General features: G+C 74.2%; 15 protein-coding genes. 7 read left to right on the top strand and 8 right to left on the bottom strand.

Annotated features, from left to right (window positions below; genetic code table 11):
- Positions 1-145 precede the first annotated feature (145 nt).
- Positions 146-1,159 (bottom strand): AraC family transcriptional regulator, encoded by a 1,014-nt coding sequence (locus ABD999_RS03920; RefSeq protein WP_271278287.1) that lies wholly within the window; start codon positions 1,157-1,159, stop codon positions 146-148.
- Between the two features lie 297 nt (positions 1,160-1,456).
- Here ABD999_RS03920 and ABD999_RS03925 point away from each other — a divergent pair, with 297 nt between their 5' ends.
- Positions 1,457-2,548 (top strand): class I SAM-dependent methyltransferase, encoded by a 1,092-nt coding sequence (locus ABD999_RS03925; protein ID WP_271278288.1) that lies wholly within the window; start codon positions 1,457-1,459, stop codon positions 2,546-2,548.
- A gap of 81 nt (positions 2,549-2,629) precedes the next feature.
- Here ABD999_RS03925 and ABD999_RS03930 read toward each other — a convergent pair whose 3' ends face one another.
- The 5 genes from ABD999_RS03930 to ABD999_RS03950 are packed head-to-tail and all read right to left on the bottom strand — an operon-like array spanning position 2,630 to position 6,857.
- Positions 2,630-3,427: a pentapeptide repeat-containing protein gene (locus tag ABD999_RS03930; protein WP_271278289.1), complete on the bottom strand. Its 798-nt coding sequence runs from the start codon at positions 3,425-3,427 to the stop codon at positions 2,630-2,632.
- Positions 3,428-3,446: 19 nt separating this feature from the next.
- Entirely contained in the window at positions 3,447-4,091 is a 645-nt protein-coding gene (locus ABD999_RS03935; RefSeq protein WP_271278290.1) for a response regulator, read from the bottom strand.
- Entirely contained in the window at positions 4,082-5,182 is a 1,101-nt protein-coding gene (locus ABD999_RS03940; RefSeq protein ID WP_271278296.1) for a sensor histidine kinase, read from the bottom strand. The genes ABD999_RS03935 and ABD999_RS03940 overlap by 10 nt, the downstream gene beginning before the upstream one ends.
- A gap of 20 nt (positions 5,183-5,202) precedes the next feature.
- Entirely contained in the window at positions 5,203-5,964 is a 762-nt protein-coding gene (locus ABD999_RS03945; RefSeq protein WP_271278291.1) for an ABC transporter permease, read from the bottom strand.
- Positions 5,961-6,857 carry an ABC transporter ATP-binding protein gene (locus ABD999_RS03950; RefSeq protein WP_271278292.1) on the bottom strand — a complete coding sequence of 299 codons (897 nt, stop codon included), beginning with the start codon at positions 6,855-6,857 and terminating at the stop codon, positions 5,961-5,963. The genes ABD999_RS03945 and ABD999_RS03950 overlap by 4 nt, the downstream gene beginning before the upstream one ends.
- Positions 6,858-6,967: 110 nt before the next feature.
- Here ABD999_RS03950 and ABD999_RS03955 point away from each other — a divergent pair, with 110 nt between their 5' ends.
- Entirely contained in the window at positions 6,968-7,540 is a 573-nt protein-coding gene (locus ABD999_RS03955; protein WP_148031901.1) for a TetR/AcrR family transcriptional regulator, read from the top strand.
- Positions 7,541-7,583: 43 nt separating this feature from the next.
- Positions 7,584-8,786 (top strand): Cmx/CmrA family chloramphenicol efflux MFS transporter, encoded by a 1,203-nt coding sequence (locus ABD999_RS03960; RefSeq protein ID WP_271278293.1) that lies wholly within the window; start codon positions 7,584-7,586, stop codon positions 8,784-8,786.
- On the opposite strand, the gene ABD999_RS03965 is transcribed toward ABD999_RS03960, so the two are convergent.
- Entirely contained in the window at positions 8,750-9,418 is a 669-nt protein-coding gene (locus ABD999_RS03965; RefSeq protein WP_271278294.1) for a class I SAM-dependent methyltransferase, read from the bottom strand. The genes ABD999_RS03960 and ABD999_RS03965 overlap by 37 nt on opposite strands.
- A gap of 172 nt (positions 9,419-9,590) precedes the next feature.
- Between ABD999_RS03965 and ligA the strand changes: the two genes are divergently transcribed.
- The 3 genes from ligA to ABD999_RS03980 all read left to right on the top strand — a co-directional run bounded on the left by ligA (position 9,591) and on the right by ABD999_RS03980 (position 13,015).
- Positions 9,591-11,678: an NAD-dependent DNA ligase LigA gene (gene ligA / locus ABD999_RS03970; protein ID WP_271278295.1), complete on the top strand. Its 2,088-nt coding sequence runs from the start codon at positions 9,591-9,593 to the stop codon at positions 11,676-11,678.
- A gap of 196 nt (positions 11,679-11,874) precedes the next feature.
- Positions 11,875-12,120, top strand: a complete 246-nt coding sequence (locus ABD999_RS03975) for a hypothetical protein (protein ID WP_148031904.1) — start codon at positions 11,875-11,877, stop codon at positions 12,118-12,120.
- A gap of 109 nt (positions 12,121-12,229) precedes the next feature.
- On the top strand, positions 12,230-13,015 hold the full coding sequence (locus ABD999_RS03980) for a TetR/AcrR family transcriptional regulator (RefSeq protein ID WP_345482568.1): 786 nt from the start codon (positions 12,230-12,232) through the stop codon (positions 13,013-13,015).
- Between the two features lies 1 nt (position 13,016).
- Here the strand turns inward: ABD999_RS03980 and ABD999_RS03985 are convergent, their stop codons facing one another.
- A complete protein-coding gene (locus tag ABD999_RS03985; protein WP_345482569.1) occupies positions 13,017-14,183 on the bottom strand; it encodes an MFS transporter in 1,167 nt (388 codons plus the stop codon).
- Between the two features lie 44 nt (positions 14,184-14,227).
- Between ABD999_RS03985 and ABD999_RS03990 the strand changes: the two genes are divergently transcribed.
- On the top strand, positions 14,228-15,250 hold the full coding sequence (locus tag ABD999_RS03990) for an ROK family transcriptional regulator (protein ID WP_345482571.1): 1,023 nt from the start codon (positions 14,228-14,230) through the stop codon (positions 15,248-15,250).
- Positions 15,251-15,286 lie beyond the last annotated feature (36 nt).

The raw sequence follows: 15,286 nt of genomic DNA on the forward strand, positions 1-15,286 counted from the left end.
ACCGGCCACTCCCGTCCGGACACTCACCCGCGCCCGCCCTCAGACTTCCGTACCGGACCCCCGCAAGATCTGGCCAGCCCGCCCTTGGCACCCGCCGCAGGCTATGACCGGCCAGATCCCGGTCGGCACTCGCCGCACGCCCCTCCTATTGCTCTGACCAGCCAATTCCGTCCCGGAAAGTTCGTACTGGGTTATGTGAGGGGGTGGTGCGGCGGTAGGCGCCGGGGGCGAGACCGTACTCGCGCTTGAACGCGTGCGCGAGGGCGTGCTCGGAGCCGTAGCCGACCTGGGCGGCGATGGCCGTGAGCGGCTCGTCGGTGTCGCGGAGCAGGCGGGCCGCGCTGGTGAGGCGCCACCAGGTGAGATAGGCCAGCGGCGGCCGCCCCACCAGTGCGGCGAACCTCCTGGCGAACGCCGCCCTGGAGAGCCCGCCCTGCCTGCCCAGCGCCTCGACGGTCCACGGCCTGGCCAGGTCGCCGTGGACGGCGCGCAGGGCCGCGTCCACGGCGGGATCACGCAGGGCCCCCGCCCAGCCGCCGGACTGCTCGGCCAGCCAGGCCCGCAGGATGTAGAGCAGCAACAGGTCGAGCAGCGCAGGCAGAGCGGCATCACCACCGGGCGCGCCACCCCCGAGGGCAGGCACCCGGCCATCCTCCTGGCCGGACAGCACCGGCAGGCCGTCACCGTCGACGCCCCGCGCCTGGCTGGACAGCAGAGGCAGGGCGTCGCCCTCGGTGGTCGGCGCCCGGTCGAGTTCCTGGGCGAGCAGTTCGACGACCGCTTGCAGCGACGGATCGCGGCCCACCTTCGCGGGCAGGTGGACGATCTCGGGCAGTTCGGTGAGCAGCGGGTGCACCCGGTCCTGGTCCATCGGGTAGCCGCCGCACAGCAGGACGACGGTCCCGCCGGGCGGCGCGGCGGGGGCGGAGGCCAGCCCGTGTGCGGCGGCCGTGGGCAGGAACACCACGTCGCCCACCGCGAGCGGCACCGGATCCGCCTCGCGGGGCAGCAGCAGGCACGAGCCCTGCAGCACGACGTGGAACCCGGCGCAGCCCTCCCCCGCTGGGAAGTCCGCGGCGAAGGGCACCTTCCCAACGAGGCGGCTGGAGTGCGGGCGGCCCACCCGCGCGGCCGTGACCGCGTCCGACAGCACATCCATGCCGGGAGCATAACGGGAGACGCTCCCGCAAAAGCGGAGCAACCTGGAGCATCAGCCGTCTTTCCGGTTCCAGCGAGCGACCGCCCACGGCCACGACGTAGACATGAACAGCTCCATGCGGCCGGTGACGCAGGCGCCCGCCCCCGAGCAAGTCCCGAACACACTCGTCCTAACCTGGAGAACACGGGAGCCGTCAGGGAAGGAACTCGCCTGATACACGTACTTTTCCCTGTTTTCCCAGATCAGAGGGACCGATCCTGATCTCGCGATCGTTCACTGGAGAAAGCGAGACCTGCGATGACCACCGACCTGAGCCTGGACACCGACCGCACCGACCGGCTGGTGGACCGGTTGTTCGAGGGCACCGTCGGCGCCCTGGAGCTCTATTCGGTCTATCTGGGCACCGAACTGGGCCTGTACCGGGTGCTGCACGAGCAGGGCCCGCTCACGCCGGTCGAGCTCGCCCACGACGCCGGCATCGCGCCCCGGTACGCCCGCGAGTGGCTGGAGCAGCAGGCCGTGGCCGGGCTGCTGGACGTGGAGGAGCCGCCCGGCGGCGAGCGCCGTTTCGCCCTGCCGCCCGAGCACGCCCGCGTGCTGGTGCACGCCGACGACCCGGCGTACGTCGCCCCGTTCGGGCATCTGCTGGCCGGCATCGGCGGCGTGCTGGACCTGGTCGCGCACGCGTACCGCACCGGCACGGGCGTCCCCTACTCCTCGTACGGGCGCGCGTTCCGGCACGGGCAGGGCCACATCAACCGGCCCGCGTTCACCCACGACCTGACCGGCGAGTGGCTTCAGGCCATGCCCGACGTGGTCGAGCGGCTGCACGCGGCGCCCCGCCCGCGCATCGCCGACGTCGGCTGCGGCCAGGGCTGGTCCACGCTCGCGCTGGCCCGCGCGTTCCCGAACGCCCGGGTGGACGGCGTGGACCTGGACGACGCCTCCGTCGCCGACGCGCGGGCCAACGCCGCTGAGGCCGGGCTCGACGGCCGGATCAGAGTGCTGCATGCCGACGTGGCCCGGCTGCCCGAGACCGGCCCGTACGACCTGGTCGTCATCCTGGAGGCGCTGCACGACATGGCGCAGCCGGTGGAGGCGCTGCGCGCGATGCGCGACGCCCTCGCCCGCGGCGGCGCGGTCCTGGTCGGCGACGAGCGGGTGGCGGACACGTTCACCGCGCCGGGCGACCAGGTGGAGCGCCTGATGTACGGGTGGAGCGTCACGCACTGCCTGCCCACCCAGCTCGTGGACCGGCCGACGGCCGCGACCGGCACGGTGATCCGCGCGGGCGCGGTGCGGGAGCACGCGGCCGCCGCCGGCTTCGGCCGCTGCACCGTGCTGCCGGTGGAGCACGACTTCTTCCGCTTCTACCGGCTGGACGCCTGACCGTCGCGCCAGGAACTCGGCCTCCACCTCGTCCGCCCGCGCCCGGGCGAACAGGGTGCCGGAACCCGGTGGGTCAACCGGTTATCGGCCGCTCCAGTGGGCGGGACGGTCGAGGGCGGGCGGCAGCCTGGTGGCGGTGTCGCCCTGGGCGGAGCCGATCTGGGACCGGGTGAGGAAGAGGCTGCCGGTGAGGTCGGCGCCGCTGAGGTCGGCGGCGCGCAGGTCGGCCCCGATCAGGTCGGCCTGCCGCAGGTCGGCGCCCTTGAGCTGGGCGCCGATGAGGTAGGCGCCGCGCAGGTCGGCGCCACGCAGGTCGGCGCCCTTGAGGTTGGCGCCCATGAGGTCGGCGCCCCTGCGCTTCTTGCCGCGCAGCCCGGCCCGGGCCAGCTCGCTGGCGCGCAGCAGCAGCGGGTTGACCCGCTCGCGGCAGGCGGCCACGTCGGCGGCGAGGATCTCCTCCGGGGTGGCGCGGGTGAGCCGCCCGGTCTCGTCCAGGAGCGCGCGCAGGTCGGCGTGCAGGGGGCGGGCGGCGGGGAGCGCGAGCGCCTCGGTGAGGTACCACAGCAGCTCGTGGAGCTGCCGCACCACGGGGAAGACGGCGAACATCTCACGGGCGGACCCGGGCCGCCGCCGCCAGTCGCGACCCTCGTACACGACCTGGGTGACCTTCTGGCCGGCGCCGAAGCAGTCGTAGGCCACGCAGCCGGGGAAGCCCTCGCGGCGCAGGTCGCGGTGGATGCCGCAGCGGAAGTCGTCGCGGAGGTTGCGGCACGGCTCGCCGGCCGCCTTGTCGACGGCGAAGTCGGCGGAGCGGGAGAAGGGCAGCGCCACGCAGCACAGCCCGGAGCAGCTCGCGCAGTCGGCTTTCAGTTCGTGCACGCGCGTCGTCGCCCCCGGGTCAGTCGTCCAGATAGCGCAGGATCGCCAGCACCCTCCGGCTGTAGGCGGGGGTGGCCGGCAGCTCCAGCTTGTCGAAGATGGCTTGGATATGTTTCTCGACCGTGCTCAATGATACGTGCAGGCCTTCGGCGATCGCCCCGTTGGCGTAGCCCTGTGCCAGGCGGTGCAGGACCTCGCGCTCGCGGCCGGTGAGCCGGCGCAGCGGGTCGGCGCGGCTGGTGCGGGCCAGGAGCTGGCGGACCACCTCGGGGTCGATGACGGTGCCGCCGGCGTGCACCCGTTCCAGCGAGTCGAGGAACTCGGCCACCTCCGACACCCGGTCCTTGAGCAGGTAGCCCAGCCGGTCGCCGGACCCGGCGAGCAGCTGGGCGGCGTAGGTCTTGTCGACGTACTGCGACAGCACCAGCACGCCCACCTCGGGCCAGCTCTCGCGGATGCGCAGCGCAGCGCGCAGGCCGTCGTCGGTGTGGGTCGGCGGCATGCGCACGTCGACCACGGCCACGTCGGGCCGGTCGGCGGCGACGGCCTCGACCAGGGCGGGCGCGTCGCCGACCGCGGCCACGACCTCGTGGCCGGCGTCCTGGAGCAGGCGGGCCAGCCCTTCGCGCAGCAGCACGGCGTCGTCAGCCAGGATCAGCCGCACGCCCCCTCCTTGGGCAGAACCGCGGTCACCCGGGTGCCGCCGCCCGCGGGGCTCGCCACCTCGAACGTGCCGTCGAGGGCGAGCACCCGGCGGGCCAGCCCGGACAGGCCGCCGCCGGAGGGGTCGGCCCCGCCCTGGCCGTCGTCGGAGATGTCCACGCGCACCGCCTTCCCGTCCTCGCCGAGCACGACCAGGATGTCACGAGCGCGGGCGTGCTTGACCGCGTTGGTGATCGCCTCCCGGGCGACGAAGTAGAGCGCGGTCTCCACCTGCGGCGCCGGCCGGTCGCCGAGCCCGTAGTGCACGGTCACGGGTACGGGCGAGCGCTCGGCCACACCGGCCAGCGCGGCGCGCAGTCCCAGCTCGTCGAGCGCGGTCGGGTAGACGCGCCAGGCGACGCTGCGCAGCTCGTCGAGCAGCCGGCGGGACTCGGCGTAGGCCTGGTCGACCAGGGCCGGGGCGTCGGCGGGGCTGTGGCGGGCGCGGCCGAGCAGCATGGCCAGGGCGACGCCGCGCTGCTGCACGCCGTCGTGCAGGTCGCGCTCGATGCGGCGCCGCTCGTCGTCGACGGCGCGGACGATGCCGGACCGGGTCGTGGTCAGCTCGGCGATGCGCCGCCTCATCTGTTCCTGGACTCCGGGGCCGAGGAAGCGGGCGGCCAGACGGCGCTCGGCGGCCACCGTCCCCCAGCAGCAGAGCGCGGCCAGGGCCAGCAGGACGGCGGCGCAGACCAGGCCGATGATCAGGCTGTCGGTGGTGAGGTTGATGCCGGGGAAGCGCAGCACCACCGGGGTGGCCGACCCGGTCACCACGGCCCATCCGGCGCCGCCCAGGAACAGCGCGCCGACGAAGCCGAGCGCCAGTGTCAGGTAGCCGCCGGCCAGGCCGGTGGCCGCGCGGGCCGCGAGATAGCCGGTGCCCGCCGCGCCGGCCTCGGCGTCGTACCCGAGCAGGGCCCGCAGCCGGGCGCGTTCCAGCGCCACCAGCCGCGGGGCCCAGCGGGCGCGGGCGGGCCAGGCCAGCGCGAGGAGCAGCAGCCCGGCTCCCCCGGTGACCGCCCCGGTCAGCACCCCGGCGAGCCTGCGCAGCATGACGTCCACGGCTGCGCAGTCTAGGCGTCGCGCCGGCGCAGCACCGCGTAGCCCGCGGCCACGGCCAGCGCGGTCCAGGCGGCGAGCCAGGCCAGGCCCTCGCCCGGCGGGTAAGGGAGCGGCCCGCCGGTGAGGTTGTCGGTGCTTCCCAGGAACGCCATCCCGGCGAACGTCGGCAGCCGCAGCGACACCTCCACCGCGGCGGGGACGCCCGTCATCACCAGCAGCAGCGGCAGCCCGAGCGTCGCCATGAACAGCGCCGCGAGCGACCCCGCCGAGCCGCGCAGCGCCGCGCTCACCCCCACCGCCAGCACCCCGACCAGCGCGTGGAAGACGCCGAGCCGCAGCAGGTCGGCCGCGGTCTCGGCGGGCGCGAGCGCGGGCGCCGAGCGGAACACCGGCGCGAGCAGCACCAGGTAGGTGGCCAGCGCGGCGGCCGCCCCGGTCAGCACTCCGGCGGCGAACAGCACGGGCGCCACCACGAGCGCCTTGGCCGCGAGCATCCGCCCGCGCACCGGCACGGCCTGCAGGGTGGGCCTGATGGTGCCGGAGGCGTACTCGGTGGTGACGGCCAGCACGGCCAGCGCGATGGCCGCGTACTGGGAGAACAGGATCACCGACACGACGGGCTCGGTCGCCTGGACGTGCTCGCTCTCCATCGCCGCCGCGCCGCCCAGCGTGATCGCGCCGAGCACGCTGACCACGACGCCCGCGGCCAGGCAGAGCCAGGTGGAGCGGATCGACCGGAGTTTGACCCATTCGGCCGCCATCGCGTCTCTCATCGGGTCACCCCGTATTCAACGCTGCCGGCCGTGAGCTCCTGGAAGGCCTGTTCCAGCGAGGGTTCGCGAGGGCTCAGCCCGTGCAGCCGCACGCCCGCCTCGTGGGCGAGGTCGCCGACCCGTTCCACGGTCGCGCCGGTCACGACCAGCTCGTTCTCGCCGCGCCGGACGGCCGTCAGGCCGGCGGCGGTCAGGCGGTCCGCCAGGTCGCCCGCGTGCGGGCTGCGGACCAGCACCTCGGTGGCCGCCAGCAGCCGCGACAGCGGCGCGTCCGCGAGCAGTCGTCCCTTGCCGATCACCACGAGGTGGTCGGCGGTGAGCTGCATCTCGCTCATCAGGTGGCTGGAGACGAACACGGTGCGGCCCTCGGCGGCGAGCGACCGCATCAGCTCGCGTACCCAGCGCACCCCGTCCGGGTCCAGCCCGTTGACGGGCTCGTCGAACATCAGCACCTCGGGGTCGCCGAGCAGCGCCGCCGCTATCCCCAGGCGCTGGCTCATGCCCAGCGAGTACGTGCCGGCCCGCTTGCCGGCCACCGTGGCCAGCCCGACCCGTTCGAGCACCCGCGTGACGCGCGCGGCGGGGATGCCGTTGGCGCGGGCCAGGGCCAGCAGGTGAGCCCTGCCGCTGCGTCCGGGGTGCGCGGCGCGGGCGTCGAGCAGCGCGCCGACCGTGCGCAGCGGCCTGTCCAGCCGGTGGTACGGGGTGCCGCCGACGAGCGCGGTGCCGGAGGTGGGCCGGTCGAGGCCGAGGATCATGCGCATCGTGGTGGACTTGCCCGCGCCGTTCGGGCCGAGGAAGCCGGTGACGGCGCCGGGCTTCACCTGGAGGGTGAGGCCGTCGACGGCGGTGCGCTCGCCGTACCGCTTGGTGAGCCGGTCAAGGGTGATCATGTGTTCTCACGCTAGGCGGGCGCGGGTGCCGCGACCATGGGGCCGCCCGCCGACTCGTATGGCGGATTCCCGTATTGCACAGATCAGTCCAAAACGCTACCGTACGGGACATGGCACGACCGAGGACGTTCGAGGAGGAGCAGGCCGTCGAGGCGGCCATGCGGGCGTTCTGGGAGTCCGGCTACGAGGCGACCTCGACACAGGACCTGTGCGCGGCGACCGGGCTGGGCCGCAGCAGCGTCTACAACGCGTTCGAGAGCAAGCGCGAGCTTTTCCTGAAGGCGCTGCGGCGCTACATGGAGCGCAAGGACGCCGAGCTGGCGGAGCTGCTGGACAGCGAGCTGCCGATCAGGGAGAAGGTGCGCACCCTGCTGTGGTACGCGGTCGACAGCCCCGAGGGCGAGCCGCCGGGCTGCATGGTGGTCAACACCCTGGTGGAGCTGGGGCCACGCGACCCCGAGCTGGCCGAGCCGGCCAGGCGCCACCAGGAGGAGCGGGTGGCCAGGCTGCGTGACGCCTTCGCGGCGGCGCGCGCAGAGGGCGAGCTGGGCCCCGACCGGGATCCCTGCGCGCTCGCGCACTTCCTCATGGCCACGGTCGGCGGCATGCGGGTGGCCGCTCGCGGCGGCGGCGACCGGGCGGCGCTGGAGGCGATCGCCACGACCGCGCTGCGGGCCTTCTGAGCTTTTCCCGCCCTTGTTTTGTACTGATCTATCTAAAATTGGAGTGATCATTGTGCCGCTGGCCGTCTACATCCTGGGCGTGGCCATCTTCGCCCAGGGGACGTCGGAGCTGATGCTCGCCGGGCTGCTGCCGGAGATGGCCGCCGACCTGGGCGTGTCCGTGCCGGAGGCGGGCCTGCTGATCTCCGGGTTCGCGCTGGGGATGCTGGTGGGCGCCCCGGTGCTGGCCGTGCTGACCCTGCGCTGGCCGCGCCGCGACGCGCTGCTGGCGTTCATGGCGGTGTTCGCCGTCACCCACGTGGTGGGGGCGCTGACCTCCTCCTATGGGGTGCTGCTCGCGACCCGCGTGGCGGGGGCTTTCGTGTACGCCGGATTCTGGGCGGTGGCGGCCGTGACGGCGATCGGCCTGGTGCCGGTCAGCGCCCGGGGGCGGGCGATGAGCGTGGTGGCGGGCGGGCTCACCGTGGCGACCCTGGTCGGCCTGCCGGCGGGCACCCTCGTGGGGCAGAGCCTGGGCTGGCGTGCCGTCTTCTGGGCCGTGGCCGCGCTGTCGGCGCTCGCCGCGGCCGGCGTGCTCGCCACCGTCCCGGCCGCCCGCCCGGAGCCGCCGGCGGGCGGGGAACTGCCGCTGCGCGCCCAGGTGCGCGCGCTCGCCCGGCCGCAGGTGTGGCTTGCCTGCGCCACCACCGCCGTCTCCACCGCCGCCCTGCTGGTCGTCTTCGCCTACCTCGCCGCGCTGCTCGTCGACACCACGGGCCTGGCGCCGGCCTGGGTCGCGGGCGTGCTCGCCCTGTACGGGCTGGGCTCGCTGATCGGGATCACGCTCGGCGGCCGGGTGGCCGACTCCCGGCCGTTCGCCCTGCTGTTCACCGGACTGTCCGGAGTGACACTGGTGTCGGCCGGGATCGCGCTGGGCGCGGAGGCGGCGTGGGCGGTGGTGCCGCTGGCGTTCCTGCTGGGCGGGTTCGGCTTCGCCGTCAACCCGGCGCTCAACACCCGCGTGTTCGCGCTGGCCGCGGGCGCGCCGGCGCTGGCGGCGGCGGTGAACGTGGCGGCCTTCAACACCGGCATCACCGTGGGCCCCTGGCTGGGCGGGCTGGCGCTGGCGGCGGGGTTCGGGTACGGGTCGATCGGCTGGATCGGCGCGGCCCTCGGCCTCGCTGCCCTGGGCACGGTGGCGCTGGCGCGGGTGACGCGGGCGCCGGAGGTTCAGGCGGCGCCGGTCGAGCCGGTCGGCCGCGCCTGATAGACGCACACCGAGAACGGCCGGTGCGCCGTGGTCTCCACCCGCTCGCTCACCTGGGACAGCGGGCTCGCGTGCACGAAGCGGTGCAGCCGCCTCGCCTCCGGCCACGGATGCACCAGCACCAGCACGCCGCCGGGACCGAGCAGCCCGGCCAGCTGCTCGCTGGCCCGCTTCAGCCGGTCGCGGCGGCCCAGGTAGTAGAGCGTCTCCGCGCAGAACACCAGGTCGTAGCGGTGCTCGGAGGTGAAGGTGAGGATGTCGGCGGCCAGCAGCCTGGTCCGGCCGGACGCCTTCTCCACCCGCTCGGCCGCCCTGGACAGCGCCCGCTCCGAGATGTCGAGCCCGGTGATGTCGGCGTCGGGATAGGCCTCGGTCAGCAGCTTCGTGAAGACGCCCTCGCTGCACCCGACCTCCAGGATCCGCCCGTACGGGCGGTCGGGGATCTGCGCGAGGGTGGCCGCGTACTTGGCCTGCTCGTACGCGTCCGTGCCCATGTGCCAGGGGTCGGGGTTGCGGTGCCACCAGTCGAAGTAGCGGCGCAGGAGGGCTCCCTGGCCGCGGGAGCCCAGCAGGGAGAGCGTCCGGAAGAAGGTCCGGTGCATGAGATCCCCGACGTCCTTGACACCCGCCATGCGGCCCCCTTCGGGTCGGAACTCCGGCCGTTTCATCCTGCATGATGAGATCGCCGCGCGAGCGGCGGCGACGCGGCCCCTCTCTCCGGCTCCGGTGGGAGGGGCCGCCGCGGCCGCTGAGCCGCTGGTCGGAGAGACGAAAATGTCGGTGCCGGTTGGAAGGATGAAGCTCATGACCGACACCGCGCCCCACACCGTCCTGGCCGACCGGGCCGCCTATGCCGAGGCCGTGCGGCGGGCCCTCGACGCCAACGCCGCCTATTACGGCACCGGCGAGTCGGAGCTCGACGACGACGACTACGACCGGTTGTTCCGCGGCATCCAGGCCTACGAGGCCGCCCACCCCGGCGAGGTGCTCCCCCACTCCCCCACCGGCAAGGTGGCCGGCGGCGCGGTGACCGGCGACGTGCCCCACACGGTGCCGATGCTCAGCCTCGACAACGTGTTCTCCGCCGAGCAGCTCGCCAAGTGGGTGGCCGGGCTGGAGCGGCGGCTGGGCCGCCCGGTGGCGGCCTTCAGCGTGGAGCCCAAGCTCGACGGCCTGGCCGTGTCGGCGCGCTACCACCGGGGCGGGCTCGTGCAGCTCGTCACCCGCGGCGACGGCGCGGCCGGTGAGGACGTCTCCCACAACATCGGCGCCGTCACCGGGCTGCCGCGGCGGCTGTCCAGGCCGGTCACCGTGGAGATCCGCGGCGAGGTGCTGATGACGGCCGAGCAGTTCGAGGCCGCGTGCGCCAAGCGGCAGGCGCACGACGGCACGACCTTCGCCAACCCGCGCAGCGCCGCCGCCGGCACGCTGCGCGCCAAGGACCGGCCCTACGTGTGCGAGCTGACGTTCTTCGGCTACAGCGCGCTGCCGCTGCCGCCCGATGACGACTCCGAGCTGGCGGCGAGCCTGCGCGAGCTGCCGCACAGCGAGATCATGGAGCTGGTGGCCGAGCTGGGCGTGGCCACGACGGCGGCGACCCCGGTGGCAGGCATCGTGGCGACGACGGTGGAGCGCATCCAGGAGCGCATCGGCGAGGTGGCGGCGGCGCGGGCGACGCTGCCGTTCGGCATCGACGGCATCGTGATCAAGGCCGACAGCGCCGCCGACCAGGCGGCGGCGGGTTTCGGCACGCGCGCGCCGCGCTGGGCGACCGCCTACAAGCTGCCCGCCACCGAGAAGATCACCAAGCTGGTCGGGGTCGAGTGGGGCGTCGGCCGCACCGGCGTCATCGCGCCCCGGGGCGTGCTGGAGCCGGTCGAGCTCGACGGCAGCACCGTCACCTACGCCACCCTCCACAACCCCGCCGACATCGCCCGCCGCGGCCTCAGGCTGGGCGACCAGGTCATGGTCCACAAGGCGGGCGACGTCATCCCCCGGATCGAGGCGCCGGTGGTCCACCTGCGCACGGGCGAGGAGACGGAGATCGTCTTCCCCGAGTCGTGCCCCAACTGCGCGGGCGAGATCGACCGGTCGCAGGAGCGCTGGCGGTGCGTGCGGGGCCGCGCCTGCCGCGCACTGGCGTCCATCCTCTACGCGGCGGGGCGCGACCAGCTCGACATCGAGACGCTCGCGGAGAACCGCATCGTCCAGCTGCTCGACGCGGGCCTGATCATCGACTTCGCCGACCTGTTCACGCTGACCCGCGACCAGATACTCGGGCTCGACCGGATGGGCGAGACCAGCGCCGACAAGCTGCTGGCCGCCCTCGACCAGGCCCGCGCCAGGCCGCTGAGCAGGGTGTTCTGCGCGCTGGGCGTGCGCGGCACGGGCCGGTCGATGTCACGCCGCATCGCCCGCCACTTCCGCACGATGGACGCGATCCTCGCCGCCGACGCCGAGGCCGTGCAGCAGGTGGAGGGCATGGGGCCGGAGAAGGCCACGCTCCTGGTCGCCGAGCTGGCCGAGCTTCGCCCGCTGATCGCCAAGCTGGCCGCCGCTGGGGTCAACATGACCGAGCCTGGCCAGGCTCCGGACCCCGCCGGGCCGGCCCCGGCCGGCGAGACTGCCGAGCTTCCCCTCACGGGCAAGACCGTGGTGGTCACGGGCGCCATGACAGGCGAGCTGGCGGCCCTGACGCGCAACCAGATGAACGAGCTGATCGAGCGGGCGGGCGGCAAGTCGTCGTCGAGCGTCTCGGCCAGGACCAGCCTGCTGGTGGCGGGCGAGAAGGCGGGCTCCAAGCGGGCCAAGGCGGAGTCCCTCGGCATCACCGTCATCACCCCCGACGACTTCGTCACCCTGGTCGCCGGCCACCTGACTCCGGCGACCTGACCGGATCCCGAAGACGACGTCCTGGGGTCCGGTGCCGTCACTCGCCGTGATTCGGCGGCGTGGCGTGCTTCAGGCCGCCGAGCGGGGATCTGCCCGGCCTGTAATGAGTTCTCATGTCTGGCGTGGCGTTTCCTCCGAAGCCAACTTGGCTACGTATAGTGACGGATCGATACCACTTCGTGATCAAGGGGAGATCATGAAAACTTCGCTCATCGCCGCGGGTGGCCTGCTGTTCGCTTCGGCCGCCTTCGCTACCGCCATGGCCGTTCCGGCCGCTGCCACCGTCTCGTACCCGCCGTGCACGTTCGACGCGGAGTACGACGGCGCCTGGATCAAGACGCACGGCGACGACGTCGCGCTCGGCACGCGTGACGTCGAGGTGTGCAAGCGGTTCTGGGGCTTCCACCACGACCACGGCTTCGAGCCATTCGGCGAGGACTGATACGGGCTCCTGATAATGACGACCGGCGCCGGCACGGATCTTCCGTGCCGGCGCCGGCGCTTGTCGCGGATATCCTCGACGCGTAGAGAGATCCCCGAGGAGCCGCACGTTGGTCGTCTACGCCGGGCAAGGTGATCCACGCCGGTCGATGGCGCTGCTGTGGCGGGCCGGGCCCGCCCAGGAGGCCCGTCCCGGCCCCAAGCCCGGGCTGAGCGTCGACGAGATCGTCGACGCCGCCATCGCCATCGCCGACGCCGAGGGCATGGCCGCAGTGTCCATGCGGCGGGTCGGCGAGCGGCTGGGCCGCAGCGGCATGGCGCTCTACACGTACGTGCCGGGCAAGGGCGAACTCGTCGACCTCATGTACGACCGGGCGCTGGCCGCGTTGCCCGCGGCCTACGACCTGTCGGACGGCTGGCGGGCGGCGGTGTCGGCGTGGGCCCGCGAGGTGCGTGCCTTCTACCTGCGCCACCCGTGGGCGTTGCGGCTCTCGCAGGCCCGGCCGGTGCTCGGGCCGAACGAGTTCACGCTGCTGGAGTCGCTGGCGGGGATCCTGCACGAGACCGGCCTGCCGCCGGAGGTGCTGCGCGGCGCCGTGTCGCTGCTCACCGACTTCGTCCGCGGGTCGGCCGCCACCGTGGCCGAGACCCGGCGGGCCGGGGCCGAGACGGGCGTGTCCGACGAGGAGTGGTGGCGGGCCAGGGGCGCGATCCTGGCGGAGGTCGCACCCGGCTTCGCCGGCCGCTATCCGATGCTGTCGCGGGTCGAGGCCGGGCCGCCGCGGCCGGGCGAGGAGCCCGTCGCCTATCTGGAGCGCAAGTCGAGCCAGGCGTTCGAGACGGGGCTCGCCCTGGTCCTCGACGGCCTGGAGGCCGCCAGGTCACGCCGCCCATAGCTCACCGCTCCCCCGCCGGCACCGGCACGGGCCGCGACGCCGCCGCCGGCCGCAACGCGCCGGCCAGCAGGCCCATCACGGCGGTGAGTGCGGCGAACACCCAGAACACGGCGGGGAAGGACGCGGCGTCCGCCAGCCAGCCGGTCGCCCCCGGCGCGGCCAGCCCGGCCAGGTACGTCATCGTGGCGGCCCCGGCCACGCCGGTGGCCGTGTCCTTGCCCGCGTTGCCTGCGGCGGCGAACACGAGCGGGATGACGACCGCCATGCCCACCCCGAACAGCGCGAACCCCGTGACGGTGACGGCCGGGACGCGCCCGGCCGCGATCACCACTGTGCCGAGTGTGGCCAGCACGGCGGCCCACCGCACGGTACGGACCGGGCCGAACCTGCCGATGACCGCGTCCGCGCGGAACCGGGCGAGCACCATGAAACCGGCGAAGACCGCGTACGCGACGGCGCCCACGGCCTCGCTCGAACCGGTGACCGCGATGGTGTAGACGGCGGCCCACTGCATGCTGGACAGTTCGACCACCGCGGCGCACACCCCGACCAGGCCGATGACGAACACGGCCTTCGACGGGAGGGCGAAGTGCGGCGGCGCGTGCCCGCCCGAGGCGGGCCGCCCGCCGGGAACCCCCCGGAGCGCCGGTACGGTGGCGGCCATCAGCAGTGCGGCCACCATGACGTGGTGGGCGCGGGCGTCGAGCCCGGCGTGCGCGGCCGCCACGCCGACGCCGGCCCCGGCGAAGTTGCCGACGCTCCACATGCCGTGCAGACCCGCCATCACCGAACGGCCGACCCGCCGCTCCACCTCGACGCCCTGCGCGTTCATGACCACGTCGACGGCGCCGGCGGTGGCGCCGAGCAGGAACATCACCAGGCACAGCCAGCCGAACCCGGGCGCGAACGCGGGCAGCACCAGCGCCGCGCAGTTGAGCGGGAGCAGCACCCGCAGCACGGTCCGCGCGCCGAAGTGGTGGGCTAACCGGCCGGTCGTGGGCATCGTCAGGAACGCCCCGACCGGCGGGCAGAGCAGGGCCAGCCCGAGCATGGCGGGCTCCAGGCCGAGGTTGTCCTGGATCCACGGCGTGCGGGTGACCAGGCTGCCCGTGACCGCTCCGTGCAAGGCGAAGGCAGCGGCGATGGCGCGATGATGGGGATGTCTCATGGGTAGTAAATTATCAGGCAGGGTTCCTGATGAAAAGAGGAAAGATGCGTACGGCGACCCCGAGCACCGCTCGCGCGATCAACGACCGGCTGGCCCTGGACCTCCTGCTGGAGCAGGGCCCGCTGACGGCGCCGCAGCTCAAGACGCTGACCGGGCTGTCGCGGCCCACCGTGTCGGACCTCATCGAGCGGCTCCAGGCCGGCGGGCTGGTCGAGGCGCACGGCATGACCGGCGGCGACCGGCGCGGCCCGAACGCCAAGCTCTACCGGATCGTCGCCGGACGCGCGCACGTGGCGGGCGTCGGCGTGCGCCGCGACGCCATCCACGCGGTCGTCACCGACCTGGCGGGCACGACCGTCGGCACCCGCACCCGCGAGGCGGGCGGCGACCTGGCCGAGCAGGTCGCCGCGGCGGTCACCGAGGCGGCGGCCGGCCGGGCCGTCGACGCGGTGGCCGTCGGCGTGCCCGGCGTGGTGGACCCGCGGACCGGCGACATGCTGGAGGCGAGCATGCTCCCCGGCTGGCGGCCCGGCCTGCTGGGCGACCTGCGCGCACGGCTGGCCGCGCCGGTCGTGCTGGAGAACGAGGTCAACCTGGCCGCGCTGGCCGAGCACCGCGAGGGGGCGGCGGCCGGGCGGGACGACTTCGTCATGCTCTGGCTCGACGAGGGGATCGGCGCGGCCGTCGTGCTCGGCGGCAGGCCGCGGCAGGGGGCGTCGGGCGGCGCGGGCGAGATCGGCTTCCTCGACTCCTCGGCCGGCTCGATCTGCGACCTGCTCACCAGGCAGGAGGTCTCCCGGCTGGACCTCGGCGAGCTGGCCCGCCGGGTGGTGCTGGCGGCGTTCCCCGGGGTCGCGGTGCTGGACCCCGGCCTGGTCGTGCTGGCCGGCGACACCGGGCGCGAGGGCGGCGCGGAGCTGGCAGCCCGGGTCGCGGACGGGCTCGCGGCGGTGGCACCCGTCCCGACCGAGGTGCGGGTGACGGAGGTCGAGGGCGACCCGGTGGTCAAGGGGGCGGTGGTGACGGCCCTGACGACGGCCCGCGACGCGATCTTCGGCGCGCCGTGAGTCCTAAGCCGTCGGCGGAAAGCCTGGCCGGGTAAC

This window comes from Nonomuraea ferruginea (genome assembly GCF_039540635.1).
GTDB classification, from domain to species: domain Bacteria; phylum Actinomycetota; class Actinomycetes; order Streptosporangiales; family Streptosporangiaceae; genus Nonomuraea; species Nonomuraea ferruginea.